This is a genomic window from Bradyrhizobium sp. AUGA SZCCT0431 (genome assembly GCF_018131065.1).
GTDB lineage: Bacteria > Pseudomonadota > Alphaproteobacteria > Rhizobiales > Xanthobacteraceae > Bradyrhizobium.
This window is the reverse complement of record NZ_JAFCLR010000007.1, coordinates 113,475-138,973: the sequence shown is the minus strand read 5'-3', so window position 1 is coordinate 138,973 and position 25,499 is coordinate 113,475. Positions and strand designations below refer to the sequence as shown.

Genomic DNA, 25,499 nt, shown 5'->3' with positions numbered 1-25,499 from the left:
GTGATACGAGGCTTGTGAGCCGTTACGACCGCGTCGCCAGCACCACGCCCGCCAGCGTGAACAGCAGCGCCACGATCTGGACCCATCCCAACGGCTCGCCCAGGGCTGCCGCCGAGGCCACCACGCCGATCACCGGCACCGCCATGGTGCCGATGGCGGCAACCGAGGCCGGCAGCCGCGACAGCGCGGCAAACCAGCTGACATAGGCGATGCAGAACTGGATGACGGTGGAGTAGATCAGCAGCCACCAGCCGATCTGGCTGACCTTGCCCAGATCCGTGGTCTCGATCGCGAGGCCGACAATGGCGACCGGAAAACAGCCAAGCCCGATCTGCCACGCGGCGGCCGGGATCGGCGGCATGTCGAGCGGCAGTTTCTTGGCCAGCACCGTGCCGAGCGCAAAGCCGATCGAGCCGGCCAGCGCCATCACGATCCCCGGCAGTTTGGCCGCGGACGCCGTCACACCATTGCCGCCCATGATGGCAGCTAACCCGGCGAACGCCATCACCAGCGAGACCGTGCGCAATAATGTCGGCCGCTCGCCCAGCACCGGCCAGGCCAATAGCGAGGCCCAGACCGGCATCGTGTAGGCGATCAGCGCGGTTTCGCTGGCCGGCAGCCACAGCAGCGCCAGCCCCATCAGCACCATCCAGCCGGTGACGTTGAGGAGCGCCGCCAGCAGCAGCCGCGGCCACAGCGCCCGGTCGACCCGCAGAGTCTGCCCCCGCAGCAGCGCCAGCGCCGCCAGCAGCAAGGCCCCGATCACGCCGGTGACGCCGCGCAAGGTCAGCGGCGGCAGTTCGCCGAGCAGGAATTTTGTGACCGGCCAGTTAAAGCCCCAGCCCACCGAGGTGATGGCGAGGAACATGAGGCCGGCGGGTGCGATACGCGCACGCGCAGCTGGTGACACAGGGTCTGTCATGAACGACCGGCAAGGACCGAAAGGGAATCGGAGAAAAGAGAATCGGCTCAAGAATCAGCCGGGGGAATCGGCGGCGACTTTGGCCCTTATCGGCGGCGGCGACCATCGGCTCGCCGGCATGCCAGGGTGGAGTTCTCCGTAGCCTTACGTGAGTCTCCAAAGCGCAATCCCGGAAGGCCCGAAAGACGCGAATAAATACTTGTCCTGTGAACAGCCGGGAGAAGGCCGCGCTCCACAGGCCGGCAACTTTTTTTCCTTGTCGAATCTGTGAGGACTCACTGATACTTGGACCGATCACAGGCGCGAGATCACCCCCTGTTATCCCCCTCTTTCCACCATATTTAGTATTTGATTCAGGAACTCGTACTAGTCCTTGACGGGCGTAACGGACTTGGCCTAGCTTTCTTCCTGTTCGGCGCGAGTGTGTTTTGGGTCCCCGCCGGTCATCCCAAAAGGGTTCCGAAACGACCACTCCGCCCGCCGGTTAAGGCCGCGGGAGAGGACTTTTCTGCCCTCAAAAACGGGCAGTTCGGGGCGCGAAAACAGGGCCGCAAGGCCCGAAAAAAGCGGGCTGGAATAGGCCCACAAGTGAAGCGTTGGGGCGTTGATTGCATGACCTGGAAGGCCCGGATCGGGACCCCCAGCAAGTGCCAGAGAGACAGACCGGGTTCACCGGTTGAGCTGCGGATCAAGGGATCAGGGTTGCAACTGGCAGCCATGGTTCGGGAGGTCCGCTCAAGGATAACATTCCGGAACCCGCGACAATGCGGACCGGTCAGAAGAAGACGGGGCACGACCATGCGAATCGAACGGCGCAACACGACTCAAGGCCAGTCACCCTACGCAGGGATTGATTTCAGATTAACGACATCGGAGATCCGCAATCCCGATGGTTCGATCGTGTTCCGGCTGGAAAACGTCGAGGTGCCGCAGTTCTGGTCGCAGGTCGCCTCCGACGTCCTGGCGCAAAAATATTTCCGCAAGGCGGGTGTGGCCGCACGCTTGAAGAAGGTCGAGGAAGAGACCGTGCCGTCCTGGCTGTGGCGCTCGGTTCCCGACACCGAAGCTCTGGCCCTGCTGCCTGAGAACGAGCGCTTCGTCAGCGAACTCTCGGCCAAACAGGTATTCGACCGCCTCGCCGGCTGCTGGACCTATTGGGGCTGGAAGGGCAGCTATTTCTCGAGCGAAGAAGACGCGCAGGCGTTCTTCGACGAGCTGCGCTTCATGCTCGCCAAGCAGATGGTCGCGCCGAACTCGCCGCAGTGGTTCAACACCGGTTTGCATTGGGCCTACGGCGTCGATGGCCCCGGCCAGGGCCACTACTATGTCGACTGGAAGACCGGCAAGCTGACGAAGTCAAAATCGGCCTACGAGCATCCGCAGCCGCATGCCTGCTTCATCCAGGGCGTCGATGACGACCTCGTCAACGAGGGCGGCATCATGGACCTCTGGGTCCGCGAAGCCCGGCTGTTCAAATACGGCTCCGGCACCGGCTCCAACTTCTCGCGCCTGCGCGGCGAAGGCGAGCGCCTGTCCGGCGGCGGCCGCTCGTCCGGCCTGATGAGCTTCCTCAAGATCGGCGACCGCGCGGCCGGCGCGATCAAGTCCGGCGGCACCACGCGCCGCGCGGCCAAGATGGTCGTGGTCGACGCCGATCACCCCGACATCGAGACCTATATCGACTGGAAGGTGAAGGAGGAGCAGAAGGTTGCGGCGCTGGTCACCGGCTCCAAGATCAACCAGAAGCACCTCAAGGCCGTGCTGAAAGCCTGCGTCAATTGCGAAGGCTCCGGCGACGACTGCTTCGATCCCGAAAAGAACCCTGCCCTGCGCCGCGAAATCAAGCTCGCGCGCCGCGCGCTGGTGTCCGACAACGTCATCAAGCGCGTGATCCAGTTTGCCAAGCAAGGCTACAAGGACATCGACTTCCCGACCTACGACACCGACTGGGATTCGGAAGCCTACCTCACCGTGTCAGGCCAGAACTCCAACAACTCGGTCTCGCTGAAGGACGATTTCCTGCGCGCGGTCGAAACCGATGGCGACTGGAATCTGATCGGCCGCACCAGCAAGAAGGTGACGAAGACTCTCAAGGCCCGCGATCTCTGGGAAAAAATCGGTCACGCCGCCTGGGCGTCGGCCGATCCCGGCCTGCACTTCAACACCACCATGAACGACTGGCACACCTGCAAGGCGTCCGGCGACATCCGCGCCTCCAATCCGTGCTCGGAATACATGTTCCTGGACGACACCGCCTGCAATCTGGCGTCCGCGAACCTGATCACGTTCTACTCGACCACGACAAAACGCTTCGACGTCGAGGCGTATGAGCACCTCTGCCGGCTCTGGACCGTCGTCCTCGAAATCTCCGTGATGATGGCGCAGTTCCCGTCGAAGGCGATCGCCGAACTCTCCTACGAGTTCCGCACGCTGGGCCTCGGCTTTGCCAACATCGGCGGCCTCCTGATGACCATGGGCCTGCCCTACGACTCCAAGGAAGGCCGCGCGCTGTGCGGCGCGCTGACCGCGATCATGACCGGCGTGTCGTACGCGACCTCGGCCGAGATGGCGAAAGAGCTCGGCCCCTTCCCCGGCTACAAGAAGAACGCCCAGCACATGCTGCGCGTGATCCGCAACCACCGCCGCGCCGCGCACGGTGAAAGCCGTGGCTACGAGGCGCTGGCCGTCAACCCGGTGCCGCTGGATTACGCCAGCGTGCCGCAGACCGACATCGTCGAGCACGCCAAGGCCGCCTGGGACCTCGCGCTCCAGCTCGGCGAAGCCCATGGCTACCGCAACGCGCAGACCACGGTGGTGGCGCCGACCGGCACCATCGGCCTCGTGATGGATTGCGACACGACCGGCATCGAGCCTGATTTCGCGCTGGTGAAATTCAAGAAGCTCGCCGGCGGCGGCTACTGGAAGATCATCAACCAGGCTGTCCCGGTGGCGCTGCGCACGCTCGGCTATCGCGAAGCTGATATCGCCGAGATCGAGGCCTATGCCGTCGGCCACGGCTCGCTCTCCAACGCGCCCGGCGTCAACGTCTCCACCCTGAAGGCCAAGGGCTTCACCGACGAAGCGCTTGCAAAAGTGGAAGCCGCGCTGCCGACCGCCTTCGACATCAAGTTCGCCTTCAACAAGTGGACCTTTGGTGAGGAATTCCTGCGCGAGACGCTGAAGCTGGCGCCGGAAGTGATCGCCGCCCCCGGCTTTGACCTGCTCGCCGCCGTCGGCTTCACCAAGCGCGAGATCGAAGCCGCCAACGTGCACATCTGCGGCGCGATGACGGTCGAGGGAGCTCCACACCTCAAGGCAGAACATTATGCGGTGTTCGACTGCGCCAACCCCTGCGGCAAGATCGGCAAGCGCTATCTGTCCGTGGAGAGCCACATCCGCATGATGGCGGCCTCACAGCCGTTCATCTCGGGTGCGATCTCCAAGACCATCAACATGCCGAACGACGCCACCGTCGAGGATTGCAAGTCGGCGTATTTGCTGTCCTGGAAACTGGCGCTGAAGGCCAACGCGCTCTACCGCGACGGCTCAAAACTGTCGCAGCCGCTGAACTCGCAGCTCATCAGCGATGATGACGACGAGGATGATGCGACCGACGCGTATTACGACAAGCCGATGGCGGCGCGCACCGCGCAGGTCTCGGAAAAGATCGTCGAAAAACTGGTCGAGCGTATCGTCGTGATGCGCGAGCGCGAGAAGATGCCGGATCGCCGCAAGGGCTACACCCAGAAGGCGGTCGTCGGCGGGCATAAGGTTTATCTCCGCACCGGCGAATATGACGACGGCCGGATCGGCGAGATCTTCATCGACATGCACAAGGAAGGCGCGGCGTTGCGCTCCTTCATCAACAACTTCGCGATCGCGGTCTCGCTCGGCCTGCAATATGGCGTGCCGCTGGAAGAATATGTCGACGCTTTCACCTTCACCCGCTTCGAGCCGGCGGGTCCGGTGCAGGGCAACGACTCAATCAAGTACGCGACCTCGATCCTCGACTACGTGTTCCGGGAACTTGCGGTCAGCTACATGAGCCGCTTCGACCTCGCCCATGTCGATCCCTCCGAGTCGAATTTCGACGCGCTCGGCAAGGGCGTCGAGGAAGGCAAGGAGCCGGACGGCAGCCAGGGCCACCACCAGGCCACCAAATATCTGTCCAAGGGCCTCACCCGCTCGCGCACGGATAATCTGGTTGTGATGCGCGGCGGCTCGACCGCCGTCTCCTCTGGCTCCGACCAGGCGCCGACAGGCGGCTCCCGCGTCACCTCGCTGGCCGCCCACGGCGCAACCTCCCGCGCAGCCGACGCCGTCGAAGGCGCCGTCGCGCTGAAGCAGGAAGCCCAGCACGACCTGTCGCCGACAGAAAAGCTGGAAGCGTTGCAGTGGAGCAAGGCGGGAGCAGCGCAAGCCGCCCAGCCCACCGTGACCAAAGCCGAACGCCGCGCCGAAGCCAAGGCGCGCGGCTACGAAGGCGAGATGTGCGGCGAGTGCGGCAACTTTACTCTCGTCCGCAACGGGACGTGCATGAAGTGCGATACGTGTGGGTCCACGACGGGGTGCAGTTGAGCGGTTAGCAATCGTCATGCCCGGGCTTGACCCGGGCATCCACGCGATAGGGAGGTAGTCACACGACTACCTCCCTACGTTACTTTTGAACGGGTGAAAAAAACGTCGCTTAACAACCCGTTACGCAATGAGGCTTTGCCAACACGCGGCTGCAATCCATGCTAGAGATTGGCATTCGCCTAGCCTGGGGGAGTCGGTGGCCAAATCTGCTCAATTTCTCAAAGAGATAAAAGAACGTCCCGAGAAATACTACATCGTTCATTATTCGTCGGAGAGCCTGTACGACAAGACAATACAGGGCAACGCTCCCCGGATCACCTCGATCGTGGCGATTCATTACGCGACGGGGCAGATCACCAGCTTTGCCATCCACACGGTCGCCGACATTCTAAATATCCCCAAGCAGAATGTCGTTGCCCAATACGACACCATCGAAGCCGAGATGCTTCGCCAGTTCTATAACTTCGCCGCTCCCCGGGCGCACCTCTGTTGGATTCACTGGAATATGCGAAGCGTGGTCTTTGGGTTCGAGCATCTCTCGCACCGGTACGAGGTGCTGACGGGAAAGAAGGCTACCGATATTCCGGTTGAGAGCCGCGTAAATCTCAACGATATGCTGCGGGATAAATACGGAGACCTTTATGTCCCGCACAAGCAGATGCCGAACCTGATCCACATGCAAGGCGAGATGCCTAAGGACTATTTGACCGGTGAACAAGAGTCTCAATGCTTTGCGAACCAAGACTACATCCGAATGCACCTGTCCACTATCAGTAAGGTTCAGTTTTTTGCCTATGCCATCAGGCAGATGATTGCAGGAAAGTTGAAGACTTCCGCCAAAGGAATTGGCGTGATGATCGACCGTCTCTTGGATAGCCGGACCAACCGCGTCACCGCTTTCACATTATCGGTCTTGAGTATTGGCAGCTGGCTCGTTTTCTTTGCACTCAAAGTTCGTCAGATACTGCCTTAACCGCTGCGAGATTTTGAATGGCCCTCCTGTTTTCGGGCGCCGATGTCCAGGTAGCCCTCAAAAATGTGCAAGGAAATGCCGAAAGTGAAATCGCGAGTTTCAGCGATGACTATGTGCTGGGCCACCCCATCGAGGATCTAGCCGACAGCGTATACGATAAATTCGCCGTCAAGACGCCTGTGTTGGACAAAGACAACATCGGGAGCGACTGGGTTGATGGTTACGTCCCGGAATACCGGACCCCGAACCCCGATTTCGACCAGCAGCCGGGGGTGAAGGGTCGAATCTATTCGCTCCATGTCCCCTACACGGGCGACGAGTATCTGTTTCATTACATGCCGCTACCCCCGCCCCCGAACCCGGCGCATGCCACCGTATCCAAGACCGAGGTTGTCTTCACCGCCGGCGGCGCATGGCACACCTCCGAGTCCATTAATCAACAGTTCGACGCCAACCTTGCGACGCTTGAGGACGGGATCGCCCGAGTCGCGAAGAACGTCACGCCGTTCAACGCCGCCCTTCGCGATGTGATCGTTGCCCGACTAGCTCACCGGATTGAGATCGCGAAGAAAACTCGGCAGACGACCCAAGGCCTGAAGTATCCCCTGAGGCGATTGGCCAATGCACCCGAGACGTTCAAACTTCCCGAGAAGCCCAAGCAGCTCACTCCGAAGCCGGTCAAGGTCGATAAGTCCTATATCCTCGACGAGGTCGACTACCAGAACATCCTGAAAATCTGCGAAAGCATGTCGCTCGTGATGGAGCGCAGCCCTTCCGTTTTCATCGGCGTTGGGGAAGAACACATCAGGGTACACTACCTCGTTCAGTTGAATGGCCAGTACCAGGGCGAGGCCACGGGCGAGACCTTCAATCACATCGGCGATACGGACATTCTCATCAGGCATGAGAACAAGAACGTCTTTGTGGCCGAGTGTAAGTTCTGGGGCGGCTACGAGGCCATGAAGAAAACGGTCGACCAGCTCTTGGGATACACAACTTGGAGGGACACGAGGACAGCCCTCATCATCTTCAACCGTAACCTCGACTTCACGAATGTCATTTCAGAGGCTCAGCGTGCGATGAAGGATCATCAGCACTACAAATCAGGGCCAACCAACGAGAGTGAAACTAGGCTCAGGTACATCTTCAGCCATCCCGAGGATAAGCAGCGGGACATCATCGTCACCCTTTTGCTGTACAACATGCCAAGGCCGGTTAAGCCATGACCTTCATTCTCCTGACTGGGGCCGGATTTTCCTACAGTTGGGGCGGACCGCTCACCTCGGATGTCTTCAGCTCGTAGGGCGGGTTACGCTTCGCTAACCCGCCCTACTCGTTTATTCCGGACCGCGATCGAGGTTAACTGTGGGACAAGAGACCGGAAAATCGCGCCCGCGTGCCTCAGAATGCGAATTTTGCGGCCACTACTACATTCAGCCATGCACCGCTGCAACGCAGGACGGGTGCCTGAATGTGAAGCGCGCGGCACCCAAGACGGAATGCGCTGAACAAGTCTCTGGAGAGACCTCGATAGTGACCGTCGCCGACATCCAAAAGGATTTCCCGAATTGGCCCGATGCCGTGATCGATCCGTGGTTGATCGAATTCGCGAACGACCCTGGCATGGGTTGGCCGCCGCCCGAACCATACGGCAACCATCGCTGGGGCCGACTCCTCGGGCAACGACCGTTGTCATGGTGGCAGAACGTCACCTGGGCCCTAGAAAAAACGGACTGCGGACTCTCGGAACTCACCCCGAAAGCACGGGCGGACGTATTGGACATTCGCAAAGAGATCTCGGGCGGCGCGCCGAGCGCGAGCACCAAACGCCGCTGGGACAACATTTTTCGCTATATGCTAAACACCGGTACGTTTCCCGCAACACCGCTTGTCATGCGTAGGCCCGAGGGATTAAGCCTTATTGACGGTGCCCACCGCTTCGCCGTGTTCAGCGCTTTACAGTCGACGCCAAAGGATAAGTTCGCCTCGCTCAAAGTGGAAAAGCCTTCGCTCGAACAAGAAGTCTGGACAGGTATACATAAGGACGGCGAACTTCCGAACGCTGAGTAGCTCGTAGGGCGGATTGGAGCCGAAGGCGTAATCCGCCGCCTTGTTTGCTACGAGAACGGCGGATTACGCTTCGCTAATCCGCCCTACCGCGCTGCATGCAATCTCCGGTTCGGGAAACGCCACAGCGCCAGATCATTCCCAAATGGCCCCAGCCCGAAGAAAGCTGGGACCATCTCGGATGCCCGCGGCTTACCTATTTTGTGTGCCGATGAATATATCTATCCGTCGTTTCCTGCAGGCTCGACTGGTATGTCTTTCCTCCAATTGTAAAAATGAACCCCCCGGCCACGTTATCGAGATCTGCGTCCGTCAACACGCGGGTTTTTGGGTACTTTGCATTCAAATTTGCTCGTTCCATTTTACGCTCCTGTTTGCGGCCCGCTGCATGATCGCTTCGGGGCTGATCAGGACAATGACGGACTAGCCCCGCTCGCGCTGTTCCCTGCGGAACAAGCTGTGCGTGATTTCAACACCCAGTTTTGGCTGGCACGGCGGATTAGCGGAGCGTAATCCGCCGTTACGTGTTTTCCAAAAAGTGGCGGATTACGCCGGAGCCTGTCATCGGGCCGCGCCTTGCGCGGACCCGTTGGGCTAATCCGCCCTACCGCGCTGTCAGCGTAATCAACAGGCAATGAAGGCAAACTTCGGAACGTTAGCAGACCAGTGATTCGAGCCAGCTGGTTAGGGTTAACTGTGAGGTCATAGGGACCGTGCCGCTTTGTCGCGCTAAACCAACATCCGGATAGGGCGTACCGCCTGCGGCCGCAGCAAGGGATGTGCAAACCGTGATGAGAATCGGATCGCTGGACTCATTGCGAGGTATCGCTGCGTTGATCGTTGTAGCGTCTCACATGCGACTGATGTTTCCGGAAACGCCGGCCTGGATCAAATACTCTCCTTTGAGGGTTTTGATTGCGGGCGAATCTGCCGTCACCGTGTTCTTTATTCTAAGCGGCCTTGTTCTCTACCTCGCGCTGACCTCACGAGACGGCGGCTCCTACTGGTCTTTTGCAGCCAAACGATTCTTGCGGATCTATCCGCCATTCTGCGTTGCCATCCTGATCTCGGCGGCTCTTTGGTATCTGGTCAACCCGGCGGGGCCTATGCTCGATGTGGGCAACTGGGCAAACGAATACAGCTGGCACCTCCGCCCTATCTGGTCCGTGGTTTTGGCCCATCTGGCAATGACCGACGTGCAGGCGTGGCAGTCGCTCGACAACGTGATGTGGAGCCTTGTCATCGAACTGAGGTTGTCACTGATCTTTCCGGTCATCGCTGTTGCGGTCAAACGAGACTGGCGCGTGGCCATGGCGCTAGGAGCTCTTATTTCGGCAGCCTGCTTCTACATTGAGAGAAGCTTTTCGCCCGACTGGCTCTTCAATCCGTTTCAGACGGGAAAGTACCTTTATCTGTTTGTCGTGGGTGCTGTGCTCGCCGAGAACTCGTCGCAGATTATAAAGGTCTCTCAGGCATTGAGCGGACGGGCCAGACTGGGATTATGGTGCGCGGCGCTCATTCCGTTTTCGGTAAATCCGATACACTTCGGGGGGATACCGACTGCAGTCGGTTCCGCTCTGCTCGTCGCTTTAAGTTTTGCCGATGTGAAGGTCCGCGACGCACTTACCGCTTCGGTCCCCCTTTGGCTTGGAAAGATTTCTTACAGCCTTTACCTGATCCATGTGCCCATTTTGATCGCGGCTGCACACCTTCTCAATACGACGATTCCGATGATTTACATCGTGGCTTTGGCTGCAATTATCGCTCTTTGTGCCTCCGAGATATTCTATCGCACTGTCGAACGTCCCTCTATCAATTTTGGGCGCACAATGGCTGAGCGGCTTCTGCCGCGCCGTCGGCTCGTTCCAGCCTGACCACATCAAACCTGACGTTACGGCGGCCCTTGCCGAAACTCGTAAGGCGGATTGGAGCGAAGCGTAATCCGCCCTACCCGTTACGCGTTAGGCGACCATCGTCCGGCCGCCGCCGAAGTTGATGTTCGCCCAGGGGGAATAAAACTGTTTGACCCAATTCAGGTACTGGATCTCGCCTTCGATCGCGCGCCGTCCGCCGCTCACCTGGTCGAGGTCGGCAACTGACAATTCGACCGTGCTCTCCAGGCAGCCGAGTTCATCTTTCCGCGTATTCATGTTCTGCTCCGTTGGATAAGAAAGAAGGATCATCCCTCGATTCATCCGGGCCAGGGTGAGACCACGGCGATTCAATTTCCGTGATTTGAATCACGTGAATGGTCCGTGGTCCCTAAGGCGGATTGGAGCGCAGCGTTTCCGTTGTCGTCCCGGCCTAGTGCGCAATTGCGCACGGGGGGCCGGGACCCATACGCCGCGGCCAATGTTGTTGGAAAGAAAGATAACGATCAGCGCGTAAAAGCAATTGCGGCCGGTGGTTATGGGTCCCGGCCCCCGTGCGCAATTGCGCACTCGGCCGGGACGACATCGGAATGCGCCGTAGCTCGTCGGGCGGATTAGCGGAGCGTACTCCGCCGTCGAGTCTCCTTCGAATTTCGCTTCGAGATGAATCCACGAACTGTGCGGAGCATCACACCAGGAATCGGGGGTTCAAGGCAGATTGCGGCCAGTAGAGACTATCTCGAACATGGGCTTGCCACGACCAATGTCAGAACCTCCCAAGAAATCGATTGCCATGCGCGTTGCGAAGGTTCTCCTTGGCAACGATGAGCCCGCGTTCATTGCCGCCGCGGCTGGAGCATCAATTGCCTGGGGCATCCTGATGGCTTGCCAGGTCAGCTATCTCGGCCCCCGTCCGGCCCCGCCGCTTTGGCAGGTGATCGGGAGCGGGATCGCGGTCGGCATGTTTCTGATGCCGTTCTTTTTCATGGGGATTTCCCGGGCAGTCGGGTTCATGTCGCATTGGGCGGCCCTCGTCCTCATGAGCGCCGCATTCTATTTTCCCCTTGTTCTAGTGCAGATGAGAGCACTCCAGCTCCCCTCCTTCGCATTCATGGCCGTAAGCGTCGCCTATGCAGCTGCGGCCATCCTCGTGGCCAGGCGGATTGTGAAATGGCATCGCCGCGCGTCCGGGCAATAACTGCGCCGTAGCCGAAGGCTTCATTCGCTTGTTCGGATTGAAGCCAGGCGGCGCGATGCAATGACGGCCCGTTGCTGCGCACAATTTTCAGCAAGGACGATCCGGTCAGCCGTTGTGACGGCGGTCACACAGCAGCACCGCTCTGCCAACTGGTAAACCACCCAGTCCGTGATAGCATCCCTCCACAGTCGAAGCGGATGGTCGCTTCGTCTCGGCAGAGGAGAAGCGCAGATGAAAAAATCTGATACGAACTCCAAGAAGTCCGCCGACAAGAAGGTCGAAGCGCCGGTTCAGCTCGACCCGGATCAACTCGAAGCCGTCGCAGGCGGCATGATTAGGCGCATCGACCCCAAGGGCACCGGCACGACCACGACAGGCGCCGTTGGGCCGAAGACGACCACCACCAAGCTGACAAGTTAGTTGATTTCCATATGCGGGATGGCGTTTGGCGCGTGATGCGCCGGACGCCGTCTCGAAGGCTTTTCAGATAAGCATTTGCGAGACTGAGCGTTCAAGGCAGAGCCGCGGATTGCGCTTCCCGCTGCACACCCAACTGCGGTGAGGCAATCGATCGGCACCAGCCGCGAACTGGAGGGTCGTTTGATGTCCCGAGCATCCAGCCAAGAGATCGACTGCCCCAGCGCCCAGGCAACAGCGGATGGCGCGCGCGTCTTTGGCGTCATGACGGGCGCACCTGAAGAACACAGGGTTGGCTATCTCACCGAGACCCTGCCGGTGTCCGAAAAACTGCTGGCGCTGGCAGGACCGGCCAAGCCCACGCAACTTTTCAGAATTGCGGCGCCGTGCGCCGGCGCCAGCGGCGGCTGCAAGCACTTCAAAGGCAACGCCTGCAGTCTGGCCGAACGCATCGTTGCGGGCACCCCTGTGGTGGTCAACGCGCTGCCTGCGTGCCAGATCAGATCCACCTGCCGCTGGTTTCGTCAGGAAGGCAAAGAGGCCTGCTTCCGCTGTCCGCAGGTCATGACGGATAAATCCAATGCCTCCGACCATGAGCGGCAGATCGCCGACGCCGACTGATGCGCGCTGAGGCGAAGAAGTTGTAGGGCGGATTAGCGAAGCGTAATCCGCCGTTACGTGTTTTCCAAGAAGGCGGATTACGCCGGAGCCTGTCATCGGGCCGCGCTTCGCGCGGACCCGTTGGGCTAATCCGCCCTACCGCTCCGTTCGCTGCGTCGCTTCGCGCGCAAATCAAATTTCGTGCACCAGCTGCGGCAAATCGGCCCGTCGGGCAAATCACTTCTGATTTACGGAAATCGTGTCAAGTCCTGAAATAAAAAATATTTCGCTTTTCCCGAAGGGCAAATCAAGGGCATAACGTTGGCCATCCCGTCCTACTCAGAAGGGCGTCGGCCGTCGTCACGGACGTTGGACGGGTTGCGGTGGACGCCGATGTTGCGGAGACGTAACGCGACAGAGGCGTACGGCGAAGTCGTGTGGTCCTGACGCCCCGTTGCTGGCGTCAAGTTCCTGAGAAGCCAAACGCTGATCAGGAGCGATGGTGGCAAGAAAGCCCGTTCACCAGGGAGAGCACGATATAAGCCGTAAAGCCACTGCGCAGGGAATGTCGGATGTTCTCCGCTGCCCTGTATGCTCGTGTGCACTTTGTTTTGTGCAAACCGCACACGAGACCGCGGGTGCAGCGCGCATCCGGCATTCCCTGCGCCCTCCTCACTTGGGGAGGGTCAGCAAGTCGCAAAACTCGGGCGCTTCACGCCGCGAGATCGCGGACGTATGGACCATCATTGTCATGATCGACACAACAAAAGCGCCCTGCTGGCCTAGCCCCTACGCAGTATGGATCAGCCAAGGCGGCTTTGTTCTCCATCCGACTCCAGTTTGTTCGCAAGGAACGAATCGGAATCGCGCAAATCAGCGCGGATCAATTCCTAACAACACATTGCTTCGCCGTTATGCGCCCTCATCACGACAAAAAGCCCGCGACGACATCGCGGGCTTTCTGCAAACGCGACAAGGTGCTCATGCATCGGCGCCGGTCGAAGCGCCGATCAAGCATCTGTCCTCACTGAATGGCGCGGCCGATGGTTTCGGTGCGGCCCTGGGCGGTCGTGATCTTGTTCCGCGGTGTCAGGACGCTGAGCTGAACGGGCGTGACCGACGTGGCGGCCGGCGACGCTTGCTGGACGCCTTCAGCGCCGAGCACCTGAACCTGCACGGCCGAGACCGGCACGCCTGCCTTTTCGTAAGCCGGCAACTCGGCTGCGACAGCCCCGCCAGCAGCCGTCATGGCGAACACGGCAGCGGCGGCGATGGACAGGGAAATCTTCTTCACGGCAATTCTCCTTCGATGGCTTGGAATGCTGATCTATATGTCAATTGTTGCAATGCAATAGTTCAATGCTGCAACGCACAAAAACGTGATGATGGAATGCAGAACCGCGTGTTGGTCGCGCGAGGAGCCGTGGAGGTTCGCTGGAATTTTCGGGGCGCGCGGTGGGGACTTGCGCGGTCGCCGCAAGGCGCTTGCTTAAGCTGCGCTCGCTACCTCATGTAGCCGCCGTCCGCACCAACCGTGAGCGATAAATGACTGTCCTGAAACCCCAGGCCACCTACGACGATTTCGCCCGCCTCGACATCCGGATCGGAAAGATCGTGGACGTCCAGCCGTTCCCCCGCGCGCGCAATCCGTCCGTCAAGGTCGGCGTCGACGTCGGCGCTGACAGGATCATGTGGTCGAGCGCGCAGATCACGAACTATCAGCCCGCCGACCTGCTCGGCTCGCCGGTCGTGTGCGTCTGCAATTTCGGGCCGAAGAACATCGCCGGCTTCACGTCCGAACTGCTGATCCTTGGCGCCAGGAATGCCGAAGGCAACGTGATCGTGCTTGGTCCGCGCAGCGAGGTCGCGATCGGCGAGCCGATCTTTTGACGCTTGGTGCGGCGTCGAGGCCAGTGCACGTAGCAGGCTGCTCGTACCACGCCGGAACCCTGTCATCCGGCCGCGCCTTGCGCGGAACCGTTGGGCCAATCCGCCTATCCCACCAGGCGATGAATGAAGCGCGCCCGCAAAGGGTCAGAGTTCCTTCCGTAGTTCTCCGGCCGTGAACATAGTTCCGCCTCCTCGGCTGCGTTAAAACGCAGATGTGCGGATCGCTTTCAGGCGGGTGCCATTGCATTTGATACGGAGCACCAAATGAGTTCCACAATGAGCGACAGGCTCGCCGAAGGGCAGATCGCGAGCCTGGAGGAGCAGCTTTCGAACCTGGCGCGCGAAGCGGGATTTAATGCTTCGGCCCCGCCGCCCAGCATGAAGACGTCGAGCGTCCCGCCGCCAACGAGTCGCCGATTGACGGATTGGCGCCATGTGGCTTTCGCCGGTTGCCTGCTGGCAGCAGCCATTGGTGTCGTCGCCTGGTGGTGGTCGTCCTCCGCCGATACGGCGATGACGGCCCCCTCAAATCCGATAGCTCTGACACAGGCTGCGCCGGAAGCCGCTGCGCCGAAAGACGCCGCACCGGCTGCTGTTGCCGCGTCTGCCGGATTGGAGCAGCAACTCCAACCGATGGCGCGCGATCTCGCTGCCTTGAGGCAAACGGTCGAACAGCTCAGGGTGACGCAAGAACAATTGGTCCGCGACAATGAAAATCTCAGAAGCCAATTGGCGGCGGGGCGAGAGGAAATCGCGCGCAACAACGGCATCATCGACCAGCTCAGGGCGACCCAGATCCAGATGGCGCGCGAAAGCCAGACGCTGACCGATCGCGTCAACGCAAGCCAGCAACAACTCGCCCGCATCATCGCCAGCGCTTCGGAGTTAAACGCGCTGCCCGAAGAGCCAAAGGCGATGTCCGAAGAGCCAAAGATGATCCCTGAAGAGCCAAAGGTGATGCCCGGAACACCACTGCCGCGTCCGCGGCAGTCGGCCAATGTCGCCCAGACGCAAAAGCCGGCGCCAAGTCAGGTGCGGCCGCAAGCCAAAAAACCGCAACCGTCAGTGTCATGGCCATGGTCACCCCGTAGCCCGTAGAGCGGATTGGAGCCGGCTTGTCCGCCGTAGCTCGAAGAGCGAAGGCGGAAGGCGTAATCTGCCGTTACGTATTTTTCTAAAGCGGCGCATTACGCCGGAGCCTGTCATCGGGCCGCGCATTGGACGGACCCGTTGCGCTAATCTCCCACCGAGTAGCGCGCTTGCGGCGTTTGGTTTCGCGCGCCCGTAGTATTACCGGGAAAGCCTTTGGCTGCGTACGGCGCATGCAGAATCATGGCATGAAGCCTGCATGGAGTTAGTTGACCGGGAATTTCCTATCAACGAAGGACGCCATGCTCGTTACTCTTGTCGCCGTTCTCTGCAACGGCCAGCTATGCCTGGAGAAAGTCGTCACCAACAGTGAGCAGTCAGGCATCACCATGACCGCCTGTATGGTCAATGCGCAAATCGGCATTGCCGAATGGCTCGCCAAGGGTCCGTATCACCAATGGAAACTACAGAGATACAAATGCATCGCGGGCAAATACGTGCCCAAAGACGAAGCATGATGGAATGCGCCGCCTCTCGGATGAGAGGCGCCCTCGCCTGCTAGCGCACCACGTCGCGCTTGACGTTGGCGACATGCTTGCCAACCATTCGCAGCCCGTAGCTCGTACGGCGGATTCGCGTTGCGCAATCCGCCGCTACCTGTCTCAAGCGGTGGATTGTACCATTGCATGCGGATTGGACCGGAACGCGACACAGCGCAGCATCTAGCGAACCGCGACGAACGTGGACAAGATCGATTTCAAGAAGCAGCTCGCAACATTCTACAGCGCGCCCAGGGGCAGTTTTGCCACCGTCGACATGCCAGCCATGCAATTCGTCAAGATCAACGGCGAAGGCGACCCCAATCGTGATCCAGCCTATCAGCGCGCCATCGAGTGGCTGTATTCGCTGAGCTACGCGATGAAATTTGCCAGCAAGACCGCATCGGGAAAGGACTACGTCGTTCCGCCGCTCGAAGGCCTTTGGTGGGCCGACAATCCCGACGATTTTGTCGGGCGGCGGGAGCATCTGTGGCAATGGACGATGATGATCATGGTGCCCGACTTCGTCGAGCGGCCCCTGTACGAGGCTGCGCTCGCAAGATCGCGGGACAAGCTCGGAGAGCCTCCGGTCTCGCTGCGCCTCGAGCCGTTGGACGAAGGGCGATGCCTGCAGACGCTGCATGTCGGCAGCTATGACGACGAGGGCCCGGTGCTCGCCAGGCTTCACCACGACATCATGCCTGCGATGGGGGTGACGTTTTCAGGGCCGCATCACGAGATCCATCTCAGCGATGCACGCCGGACGCCGCCGGAAAAGCTCAAGACGATCCTGCGGCAACCGGTCAGAAGCGCTGGCTGAGGCCCCGCCCTTTGAACCAAAAGAACGCGGCCTGCGACCAATACTAATTAGCGCCGTACACGCCCCTCGCTTCATTCGGGTTCCCGGGAAAAAGTGGCACCTGCCCGAAATGTCGGGTATCGAACAGACGACCAAACCCGGAACGATTTAAATTGGTCGCTACCTGAGTCGCGCAATTAATTTTTATAACCAGTTGGCACCATTACATTTTAGCAGAAAGACCTTTTCACTATTGAATAGCTTCAGGGATGGATCAGAAAACCACCAGATTGGTCGTCGGCACTCGTTTTAAGATGAGTGAACTCGGAGCCGCTCGATGCCCGGAACTGGCCGGGCAGACTGGGATCGTTGTCGAGGTGAGCCCTAGCAACACGGGCGTTACCGTGTTGTTCGATGGCGCCAACAGACCAACTGCCCTGCACAGAGATTTTATCACCCCGATCTCGAATAACGGATCGCGGGGCCGTTCGCCAAGGACTGGCTCTGGAAACGCGAGTCCGCCCCCGACGTGAAGTTCACGCGCGCCGGCGCCCGACCTGTTTGCGTGAAGCAGGTCGCATTCCGAAGCGCGAACAACAGCTACTCTTTCGGAGCACCCCGAATTTTCCAAGGAACGCGCGAACTCAAAGAGCGCATGTCAGCCGAAGCCCGTTGCGGGCGGCAGGTGGCGGCGTGGTCGCCAGGAGGTCGACGACTCCCGGTTTCAGCCAATCGTGCGTTCGAGCAGATTGAACCAATTGGTCGAGCCCAGCTTCTTCAACAGCGGCTCGGAGTATCCACTTTGCCGGAGAACCTCGATCAGCACGGGCAGCCCGGCCGCCGAGCCGATTTTCGCCGGCACGGTTGCGCCGTCGAAATCCGATCCAAATCCGACATGGTCCTCGCCGAGCTTGTCGATGAGATAGTCGAGCTGACGCACCATCAGTTCGACATCCGTATCCGCGATCATGCTGCCGTCAGGGCGAAGAAAGCAGGTCGCGAAGTTGAGACCGACCATGCCTGCGGAATCGCGGATCGCGGCCAATTGCCGGTCGGTCAGGTTTCTCGGCGAAGGGCACAACGCATGCGCGTTGGAATGCGTCGCGACCAGCGGCGCTGTGGAGAGGCGCGCGACATCCCAAAAGCCCTTTTCGGTGATGTGCGAGAGGTCGACGAGGATCTTCATTTCGTTGCAGGCGCTGACGAGCTTTTCACCGGCAGCGGTCAGGCCATCGCCGGTATCCGGTCCGGCGGGAAACTGAAACGGGACGCCATGACCAAAAATGTTGTTCCGGCTCCAGACCGGTCCCAGCGAGCGCAGGCCCGCCGCGTACAGCACCTCCAGAAAATGCAGATCACCGTCGATGGCTTCGGCGCCTTCCAGATGAAGCACCACCGCCAGCGCTCCGCGCGCGATCGCCGAATGGATCTCCGCGGTCGTCTTGCAAAGCGCCACGGCGCCCCGCGATCTCCTGACAACCCGCATCAGGATCGCCAGCTCACCGGCAACGGATTTCCGTGCCTCTTCGATGGGAAGCGGATCAGGAAGCGGCACCGCATAACGGCCGCCCGTCATCTGCTTGCTGAGCGACGCAAAATTGCCTGGCGATGGCGAGTACATCGCGAACAGACCGCCGACAAAAGCTCCGGCCCTGGCCTTTTTCAGGTCGATATGGCCGGCGTCTTCGCCGCCCAAGAAATCGGACACCACGTCGCTGGAAGCCGACTTGTAAAGACGCAGCAGAACATCGTTATGGCCGTCGAAGATGGAAATGTTGGTGGTCATTGTTTACCGGTGCCCGTGACAGATATCGCGAGTTGCGAGATCGCCTGCCATTTTCCGCAGAACCGGTCCCTGCGCAACCTCTATCCGTCAGCAAGTAGCCCGGATGAGCGCAGCGACATCCGGGACCACTGCAACGCCATCCCGGATGTCGCTGCTTGTCGTCCCTGCGTACGCAGGGACCCATAGCCACAGTGAGCGGTTGTTGCAAGGAAAGTCGTCCAGCAGTGTGCCCAGATAGCTTCCGCCGCGGCGTATGGGTCCCTGCGTACGCAGGGACGACAGCTTAACGGGGGGTGGATTCCGGAGGAACAAATCCGGGACAAGCGCATTGTTCAGCCAGCATCACGCATCGATTTGGAGCTATGTGTGATGACCGCGGACGCATTTGAACTCCGCCGCTTTGTACAACAGCATTTCCTTGGCCGCATATCGTCCGTGATGTTCGATCCCGGCTACCGCAATCATCTGGCGCTGATCGCGGACGGTTATGATGTCAGCGTATTCCTCGACGATCAGCTGCAGGATGGCTGTATTACCGCGGACCCCGATGAGGGTTTCGTCCAGCGGCGCGCATTTCTCAGATCGTCAGGGATCACCGACATGCGCCGCGGCTCCGTGTCGATCCGGATTTCGAAGAAGGACGTAGTCCGTAGGCCGTAGGGCCGAAGCAAGTAGCCCGGATGAGCGAAGCGACATCCGGGACCACTCCAACGCCACCCCGGATATCGCTTTGCTCATCCGGGCTACATCAACTGCGTCGCCCCTGGCGCAAATCAAATCCCGCTGCAGACCTGCGGCAAATCAACCCGACGGCCGCGCCCGGCGTAGCCTTGGCGAAGCCGGGGCAAATCAATTCTGATTTTCGGAAACGATGTCAAGCCCTGAAATAAAAAATATTTCGCTTTTCCAGAAGGCAAATCAGGGGCACATATATCGCCATCCCGTCCCACTCAGAGGGCGTCGGCCGTCGTCACGGTGGTCCTGGCGCCCCGTTGCTGGCGTCACGTTCGCGAGGAGCCAAACGCTTCTTGCGGGCAATGGTGGCAAGAAAGCCCGTTCACCAGGGAGAGCTCGATATAAGTCGTAAAGCCACTGCGCAGGGAAGGCCGGATGCTCTCCGCTGGACCTGTATGCTCGTGTGCATTTTGTTTTGTGCAAATCGCACGCGAGACCGCGGGTGCAGCGCGCACCCGGTCTTCCCTGCGCCCTCTCGATGAGAGGGCGGGAAGTTTCTGGCAAAGCTCGGACGCATCGCGCCGCGAGATCGCGAACACACGATCAGTCGTCATCGCCCGGCTTGACCGGGCGACCCAGTATTCCAGAGACGTCAATGATTGAACCGAGAAGCCGCGGCGTACTGGGTCCCCCGCTTTCGCGGAGGACGACAGCGGAAATCGCCGAGCCGTCCCGAGCTACCTCACAACAGCTCCGGCTGCTCCGCCATGATGGCATCGCCGACCGCAATGGTGCCGCCGGCGGTCACTTCGGCATAGATCCCGCAATCGCCGTGACCGAGCCTGCGCTGCAATGCCTGCGGGATGGCGAGGTCACGCTCGGCTGTGTCAGGGTCAACGTTGACGGCGGCGCAGCGGACGATCCGCTTCACCACCTTGAGCCTGACATCGCCGATCGCGATCGTCCGGTCGAGCAGGTCGAACTCGTGCCAGGCCGGCCAGCCCTCGACATAGAGGTTGGCGCGGAAGCGCAGGGGATGGACGGGGTGGTCGACCATGTTCTCGATGGCGCGGACGCTGGCGAGATTAATGATCGAGACCACCTTGCGGGCGACGTCGGAGAAACTGTGCCCGGGGCTGGTCAGCACCTTCGGCGGTCCCTTGATCTGGCCGGCATAGCTGGTGGCGAAGAACCGTTCGATCGCGGCCCGGCCCTCGGCGGTTTCGAGGTTGCCCTGCGCCGCGATGGCGCCGTTGTGGCGGATGGTCAGCACGTGGCTGGCATCGTCGAAGTGGGTCTGCAGCGCCGCCAGCCAGCCGTCCCGCTGCAGCATCAGGAAATGCGGCTTGGGCAGCCATTTCGGCTCGGCCGGATCGAAGCCGCTAGGGCCGTTTTCAATGGCGTAGCGGCGGTCGGCCAGCAGGGTCTCGCCAGGGGTCAGGGCCGCACGCGGCAGCGGTTCAGGGGTCAGGCCTTTGACGGGATAGCGGTAGATGCCGGTGATCTGTGGGGGTTTTGGTGAGGTCATCCGGCCTTTTAAGAGATTCCCTTGCAGCCCGCCACATGCTGAAATTGCAAAATCGGCCTCTTCCGTTTTTGGCCTGACATGCCCACATTTGCGCCAAGCCTGAAAAATGATGGCGACGACCACCGGCTGGTTGAGGAAAGTCAATGCGGCCGCGTGGAAACCCAATGAAGATGCCGCATCCATGCCTTCGGGGTGGGGGTGGCAGGCCGAGGGAAGCGAAGAATGAATATTGAGAAATACACCGAGCGGGCGCGTGGTTTCATCCAGTCTGCGCAATCGCTGGCCGTGCGCGACGGCCACCAGCAATTCTCTCCGCTGCACGTGCTCAAGGTGCTGCTGGACGACAGCGAGGGCCTGGCCGGCGGTCTGATCGACCGTGCCGGCGGCAACTCCCGCGCCATCCTCAAGGCGACCGAGGACGCGCTGGGCAAACTCCCAAAAGTATCCGGCAGCGGCGCCGGGCAGGTCTATCTCGCCCCCGAACTGGCGCGGGCGTTTGACGCTGCGGAAAAGGCCGCCGAAAAGGCCGGCGATAGTTTTGTCACCGTCGAGCGGTTGCTGCTGGGCCTCACGCTCGAGAAGGGCAGCGAGGCCGCGACCATCCTGAGCAAGGGCGGCGTCACGCCGCAAAACCTCAATGCTGCGATCGAAAGCCTGCGCAAGGGCCGCACCGCTGACTCGGCGACCGCCGAGAACGCCTATGACGCATTGAAAAAGTATGCCCGCGACCTGACCCAGGCCGCGCGCGACGGCAAGCTCGATCCGGTGATCGGCCGCGACGAGGAAATCCGCCGCACGATTCAGGTGCTGTCCCGCCGCACCAAGAACAACCCCGTGCTGATCGGCGAACCCGGCGTCGGCAAGACCGCGATTGTCGAGGGCCTGGCGCTGCGGATTCTCAACGGCGATGTTCCCGAGAGCCTGAAAGACAAGAAGCTGCTGGTGCTTGACCTCGGCTCAATGATTGCGGGCGCCAAATACCGCGGCGAGTTCGAGGAGCGGCTGAAGGCCGTGCTGGCCGAGGTCACGTCGGCCGAAGGCAGCATCATCCTGTTCATCGACGAGATGCACACGTTGATCGGCGCCGGCAAGGCCGACGGCGCGATGGACGCGTCCAATCTCTTGAAACCCGCGCTGGCGCGCGGCGAACTGCATTGCATCGGCGCCACCACGCTCGACGAATACCGCAAGCATGTCGAAAAGGATGCGGCGCTGGCGCGCCGGTTCCAGCCGATCTTCGTTTCCGAGCCGACGGTCGAGGACACGATTTCGATTCTGCGCGGCCTGAAGGACAAATACGAGCAGCACCACGGCGTGCGCATCACGGATTCGGCGCTGGTGGCCGCCACCACGCTGTCGAACCGCTACATCACCGACCGCTTCCTGCCCGACAAGGCCATCGACCTGATGGACGAGGCCTCGGCGCGGCTCAAGATGCAGGTCGATTCCAAGCCCGAAGAACTCGATACGATGGATCGGGAGATCATCCGCCTGAAGATCGAGCAGGAGGCGCTGAGGAAGGAAAGCGATGCCGGCTCCAAGAGCCGCCTGCAGACGCTGGAAAAGGAACTCGCCGAGCTCGAGGAGAAGTCGGCGGCGCTGACGGCGCGCTGGAGCGCGGAGAAGAACAAGCTCTCCGACGCCCAGAAACTGAAGAGCGAACTCGATGCCTTGCGGATCGAACTCGCCAACGCCCAGCGCCGCGGCGAATTCCAGCGCGCAGGTGAACTGGCCTATGGCCGGATTCCCGAACTGGAGAAGAAGCTTGCCGACATCGAAGCCAAGGAGAACCCCGGCGAGATGATGGAGGAGGCGGTTACCGCCGACCACATCGCGCAGGTGGTGTCGCGCTGGACCGGTGTGCCCGTCGACAAGATGCTGGAGGGCGAAAAGGACAAGCTGCTGAAGATGGAAGGCAGTCTTGGCCAGCGGGTGGTCGGCCAGGCCGAAGCCGTGCGTGCGGTGGCGACCGCGGTCCGCCGTTCGCGCGCCGGGCTGCAGGACCCGAACCGCCCGATGGGCTCGTTCATGTTCTTAGGGCCGACCGGCGTCGGCAAGACCGAACTGACCAAGGCGCTGGCGGAATATCTGTTCAATGACGAGACCGCGATGGTCCGCCTCGATATGTCCGAGTACATGGAAAAACACTCGGTCTCGCGGCTGATCGGCGCGCCTCCGGGTTATGTCGGCTATGACGAGGGCGGCGCGCTCACCGAAGCGGTGCGGCGGCGGCCCTATCAGGTGGTGCTGTTCGACGAGATCGAAAAGGCGCATCCGGATGTCTTCAACGTGCTGCTGCAGGTGCTCGATGACGGCCGCCTGACCGACGGTCAGGGCCGCACGGTCGACTTCCGCAACACGCTGATCATCATGACCTCGAACCTCGGTTCGGAATTCCTGGTGAACCAGCCGGAAGGCGAGGATACGTCTGAAGTGCGCGAGCAGGTGATGGGGATGGTGCGGGCGCATTTCCGGCCCGAATTCCTCAACCGGGTCGACGAGATCATCCTGTTCCACCGCTTGCAGAAGAGCGAGATGGGCCGGATCGTCGAGATCCAGTTCGCGCGGCTGCAGAAACTGCTGGAGGAGCGCAAGATCACGCTCACGCTGGATGCCGCGGCGCGCGACTGGCTCGCCGCCAAGGGGTGGGATCCCGCCTACGGCGCGCGTCCCCTGAAGCGGGTGATCCAGCGCCATCTGCAGGATCCGCTGGCCGAGATGATCCTCGAAGGCTCGGTCGCCGACGGCGACCGCGTGGTGATCTCCAGCGAAGGCAACGTGCTGACCTTCAACGGCAAGGCACCGCAGACCGCCGAGATCGCACCCTTCGAGGCGCCGATCCCGAAGCGCAAGCTGAACTAGCTAGATAAGGTGAACCAGGGTGGCGACCGTCGAATGAATCGCGCTTGACGCTGGGGCACCCGCTCGCCCGTATTGGGCCGGTGCGTCAGATCTGCCCGTCCGTGGGGCTCCCTGCCTTGCCATCTTCATCCTCGCTCGATTCAAACTCCGCGAGGATATCGATGAGTTCGCGAACCCGGCCGCTCGCCAGCGGCCGGCCGTCATTCATCAGCGGCTCGTCGTTGACGATCCAGGCCTGGGCCTCCGCCAGTTCGTCCGCCGTCGCACCGGTGCCAATGATTTTGGCGATGGTCACTTCGTCGACCGGGCCGATCGCCTTGGTAACGTCGTCACGGGTGACGCGCTGCATGGCATTTCATCCCTCAAACCGGCCTTCGCCTGCCAGTACCGGCAGGCGAAGGGAACCGTCTCGTGCCTCAACTGTGCGTGGTAAGCCGCGGCGGGTTCTGCGACATGAGCCAGATCTCGATGGCCGCAAGCACTGCCACAGCGGCGCCGATCACCAGATGCACCGTCATCGCGGTGGTCCCTTGGAAGCCCAGGATCCAGGGAGAAATCAGCGTCCACAATCCCACGATGAGGTTCAGCCACTCCTCCCAGACGGCAAAGGCCGCCAGTGCCGCAATGGCGAGCACCGCGATGGCGATGCCGGCGACATTGGCGTTTGTAGAGGCTGCTCCCGTTGCGAATCCGAATATCCAAGGTGAAACCAATAAAACCGCGCCGAGGATCAGATTTGCGACGTCACAATATCTAGCGTTCGTCCAGTTCTCCATGACACCCTCCATTGAAGGTTGCCCATTCCAATCAACCGAACTGCTCCTAGCCGGTTCCATCGCGGCCGAATGAAAATTTAATGAAACGGCAGCCGGGGCAAGCCGGTTCCTCCCTGTGGCCGGGCGCAGGAGCGGCGAGTTCAGGCCCATTCCGGCGCAAGCATACTTCCGCTTTCGGGCAGCATGAATCGCTCGGCGTCTCGCGAAGATGCGAGCCGCGCCGGCCCCCAATCATCCGCAAGGATAGCCATAAGAGAGAAGGCGTCCGCATGACCAGGCAACTCATCGTTCACAACAAGCCGGTGTTCGATCAGCTTCCCCCTAACATCTACTGTGCAGCCGTCGGCCTTGTCGCCTGGTTGTCGCAGGGTGGATTCTTTTCGACCGGCAAAGCGACATCGAGCTTCCGCTGGTAATGGGTCAGTGCGCTGCTCCTGATGTCGGTGTTGGTACCCCGGTCGCTGTCCCTCGTCTGGAAAAAATACGAGCGGTCGCATCACCCCCCTTTGCAGCCGTGGCTTTCGGCCTTACGGCGCTGGGCGTCGTCTTCCTGATCTGCGCGAACGCCGCGCCGTAAAAATGGATATGCACCCGGTGCGCTGCCACGGCCGGTCCCCGGATGGAGCGCTTGATCCAGCGCAATTTGCAGGATCCGCTGGCCGAGATGATCCTCGCCGGCGAGGTCGCCGACGGCGATCGCGTGGTGATCTCCAGCGAAGGCAATGTGCTGACCTTCAACGGCAAGGCGCCGCAGACCGCCGAGATCGCGACCTTCGAGGCGCCGATCCCGAAGCGTAAGCTGAACTGAGTTGATTGGCCGGCGCAGCAGCCGCTCCGGCAATGCACGCAGAGCGACATAGACGAGCAAACAGCCTGCCTCGCGCAGGCTGTTTTTTAGGTGGTTGCAGCGGCGGTAAAGATCGCCCCGA

Annotated in this window: 22 protein-coding genes and 1 pseudogene; 16 read left to right on the top strand and 7 right to left on the bottom strand. The window is 60.8% G+C overall.

Translation table 11 applies throughout. The annotated features are described in order from the left end of the window. Positions 1-22 precede the first annotated feature (22 nt). Entirely contained in the window at positions 23-922 is a 900-nt protein-coding gene (locus JQ567_RS08655; RefSeq protein WP_212438420.1) for a DMT family transporter, read from the bottom strand. Between the two features lie 798 nt (positions 923-1,720). Between JQ567_RS08655 and JQ567_RS08650 the strand changes: the two genes are divergently transcribed. From JQ567_RS08650 to JQ567_RS08630, 5 genes are all read left to right on the top strand, one after another. Next, a complete protein-coding gene (locus JQ567_RS08650; RefSeq protein ID WP_212438419.1) occupies positions 1,721-5,500 on the top strand; it encodes a vitamin B12-dependent ribonucleotide reductase in 3,780 nt (1,259 codons plus the stop codon). A gap of 196 nt (positions 5,501-5,696) precedes the next feature. Then, positions 5,697-6,473 carry a hypothetical protein gene (locus tag JQ567_RS08645; RefSeq protein ID WP_212438418.1) on the top strand — a complete coding sequence of 259 codons (777 nt, stop codon included), beginning with the start codon at positions 5,697-5,699 and terminating at the stop codon, positions 6,471-6,473. A gap of 17 nt (positions 6,474-6,490) precedes the next feature. Then, positions 6,491-7,699 carry a hypothetical protein gene (locus JQ567_RS08640; RefSeq protein ID WP_212438417.1) on the top strand — a complete coding sequence of 403 codons (1,209 nt, stop codon included), beginning with the start codon at positions 6,491-6,493 and terminating at the stop codon, positions 7,697-7,699. A gap of 307 nt (positions 7,700-8,006) precedes the next feature. Beyond that, positions 8,007-8,543, top strand: coding sequence for a hypothetical protein (locus JQ567_RS08635; protein ID WP_212438416.1), 537 nt, complete (start codon positions 8,007-8,009; stop codon positions 8,541-8,543). 788 nt (positions 8,544-9,331) lie between these two features. Further along, complete coding sequence (locus JQ567_RS08630; RefSeq protein ID WP_212438415.1) at positions 9,332-10,414, top strand: acyltransferase; 1,083 nt, start codon at positions 9,332-9,334, stop codon at positions 10,412-10,414. Positions 10,415-10,501: 87 nt separating this feature from the next. On the opposite strand, the gene JQ567_RS08625 is transcribed toward JQ567_RS08630, so the two are convergent. Then, positions 10,502-10,690, bottom strand: a complete 189-nt coding sequence (locus JQ567_RS08625; RefSeq protein WP_212438414.1) for a hypothetical protein — start codon at positions 10,688-10,690, stop codon at positions 10,502-10,504. Positions 10,691-11,204: 514 nt separating this feature from the next. On the opposite strand from JQ567_RS08625, the gene JQ567_RS08620 reads away from it, so the two are divergent. The 3 genes from JQ567_RS08620 to JQ567_RS08610 all read left to right on the top strand — a co-directional run bounded on the left by JQ567_RS08620 (position 11,205) and on the right by JQ567_RS08610 (position 12,647). Next, positions 11,205-11,609, top strand: a complete 405-nt coding sequence (locus JQ567_RS08620) for a hypothetical protein (protein ID WP_212438413.1) — start codon at positions 11,205-11,207, stop codon at positions 11,607-11,609. A 231-nt stretch (positions 11,610-11,840) separates the two neighbouring features. Next, complete coding sequence (locus JQ567_RS08615; RefSeq protein WP_212438412.1) at positions 11,841-12,029, top strand: hypothetical protein; 189 nt, start codon at positions 11,841-11,843, stop codon at positions 12,027-12,029. Between the two features lie 183 nt (positions 12,030-12,212). Next, a complete protein-coding gene (locus tag JQ567_RS08610; RefSeq protein ID WP_212438411.1) occupies positions 12,213-12,647 on the top strand; it encodes a hypothetical protein in 435 nt (144 codons plus the stop codon). A 1,003-nt stretch (positions 12,648-13,650) separates the two neighbouring features. Here JQ567_RS08610 and JQ567_RS08605 read toward each other — a convergent pair. Beyond that, positions 13,651-13,920, bottom strand: coding sequence for a hypothetical protein (locus tag JQ567_RS08605; protein WP_212437251.1), 270 nt, complete (start codon positions 13,918-13,920; stop codon positions 13,651-13,653). 251 nt (positions 13,921-14,171) lie between these two features. Between JQ567_RS08605 and JQ567_RS08600 the strand changes: the two genes are divergently transcribed. From JQ567_RS08600 to JQ567_RS08585, 4 genes are all read left to right on the top strand, one after another. After that, positions 14,172-14,516, top strand: a complete 345-nt coding sequence (locus JQ567_RS08600; protein ID WP_212437252.1) for a tRNA-binding protein — start codon at positions 14,172-14,174, stop codon at positions 14,514-14,516. 264 nt (positions 14,517-14,780) lie between these two features. Further along, positions 14,781-15,614 (top strand): hypothetical protein, encoded by an 834-nt coding sequence (locus JQ567_RS08595; RefSeq protein WP_212437253.1) that lies wholly within the window; start codon positions 14,781-14,783, stop codon positions 15,612-15,614. Positions 15,615-15,907: 293 nt separating this feature from the next. Then, the gene (locus tag JQ567_RS08590) at positions 15,908-16,123 is read left to right on the top strand and encodes a hypothetical protein (RefSeq protein WP_212262085.1); all 216 of its coding nucleotides are present in this window, start codon (positions 15,908-15,910) and stop codon (positions 16,121-16,123) included. Between the two features lie 223 nt (positions 16,124-16,346). After that, complete coding sequence (locus JQ567_RS08585) at positions 16,347-16,964, top strand: GyrI-like domain-containing protein (protein WP_212437254.1); 618 nt, start codon at positions 16,347-16,349, stop codon at positions 16,962-16,964. A gap of 703 nt (positions 16,965-17,667) precedes the next feature. Here the strand turns inward: JQ567_RS08585 and JQ567_RS08580 are convergent. Beyond that, positions 17,668-18,729 (bottom strand): dipeptidase, encoded by a 1,062-nt coding sequence (locus JQ567_RS08580; protein WP_212437255.1) that lies wholly within the window; start codon positions 18,727-18,729, stop codon positions 17,668-17,670. Between the two features lie 369 nt (positions 18,730-19,098). On the opposite strand from JQ567_RS08580, the gene JQ567_RS08575 reads away from it, so the two are divergent. Beyond that, the gene (locus JQ567_RS08575; RefSeq protein ID WP_212437256.1) at positions 19,099-19,389 is read left to right on the top strand and encodes a hypothetical protein; all 291 of its coding nucleotides are present in this window, start codon (positions 19,099-19,101) and stop codon (positions 19,387-19,389) included. A gap of 757 nt (positions 19,390-20,146) precedes the next feature. Here the strand turns inward: JQ567_RS08575 and JQ567_RS08570 are convergent. Next, the gene (locus tag JQ567_RS08570) at positions 20,147-21,232 is read right to left on the bottom strand and encodes an MOSC domain-containing protein (protein WP_312017374.1); all 1,086 of its coding nucleotides are present in this window, start codon (positions 21,230-21,232) and stop codon (positions 20,147-20,149) included. Here JQ567_RS08570 and clpB point away from each other — a divergent pair. Further along, positions 21,155-23,794 carry an ATP-dependent chaperone ClpB gene (clpB, locus tag JQ567_RS08565; RefSeq protein ID WP_212438409.1) on the top strand — a complete coding sequence of 880 codons (2,640 nt, stop codon included), beginning with the start codon at positions 21,155-21,157 and terminating at the stop codon, positions 23,792-23,794. The two genes, JQ567_RS08570 and clpB, sit on opposite strands and share 78 nt — an antisense overlap. Positions 23,795-23,879: 85 nt before the next feature. On the opposite strand, the gene JQ567_RS08560 is transcribed toward clpB, so the two are convergent. Both JQ567_RS08560 and JQ567_RS08555 read right to left on the bottom strand, forming a co-directional pair. After that, positions 23,880-24,143 carry a hypothetical protein gene (locus JQ567_RS08560; RefSeq protein WP_212438408.1) on the bottom strand — a complete coding sequence of 88 codons (264 nt, stop codon included), beginning with the start codon at positions 24,141-24,143 and terminating at the stop codon, positions 23,880-23,882. Between the two features lie 67 nt (positions 24,144-24,210). Next, positions 24,211-24,570: an SPW repeat protein gene (locus JQ567_RS08555; RefSeq protein ID WP_212438407.1), complete on the bottom strand. Its 360-nt coding sequence runs from the start codon at positions 24,568-24,570 to the stop codon at positions 24,211-24,213. 269 nt (positions 24,571-24,839) lie between these two features. On the opposite strand from JQ567_RS08555, the gene JQ567_RS08550 reads away from it, so the two are divergent. Both JQ567_RS08550 and JQ567_RS08545 read left to right on the top strand, forming a co-directional pair. After that, entirely contained in the window at positions 24,840-24,986 is a 147-nt protein-coding gene (locus JQ567_RS08550) for a hypothetical protein (RefSeq protein ID WP_212438406.1), read from the top strand. 203 nt (positions 24,987-25,189) lie between these two features. Beyond that, positions 25,190-25,378 (top strand): annotated as a pseudogene (locus tag JQ567_RS08545) (hypothetical protein); the annotation flags it as partial. Positions 25,379-25,499: the final 121 nt, after the last annotated feature.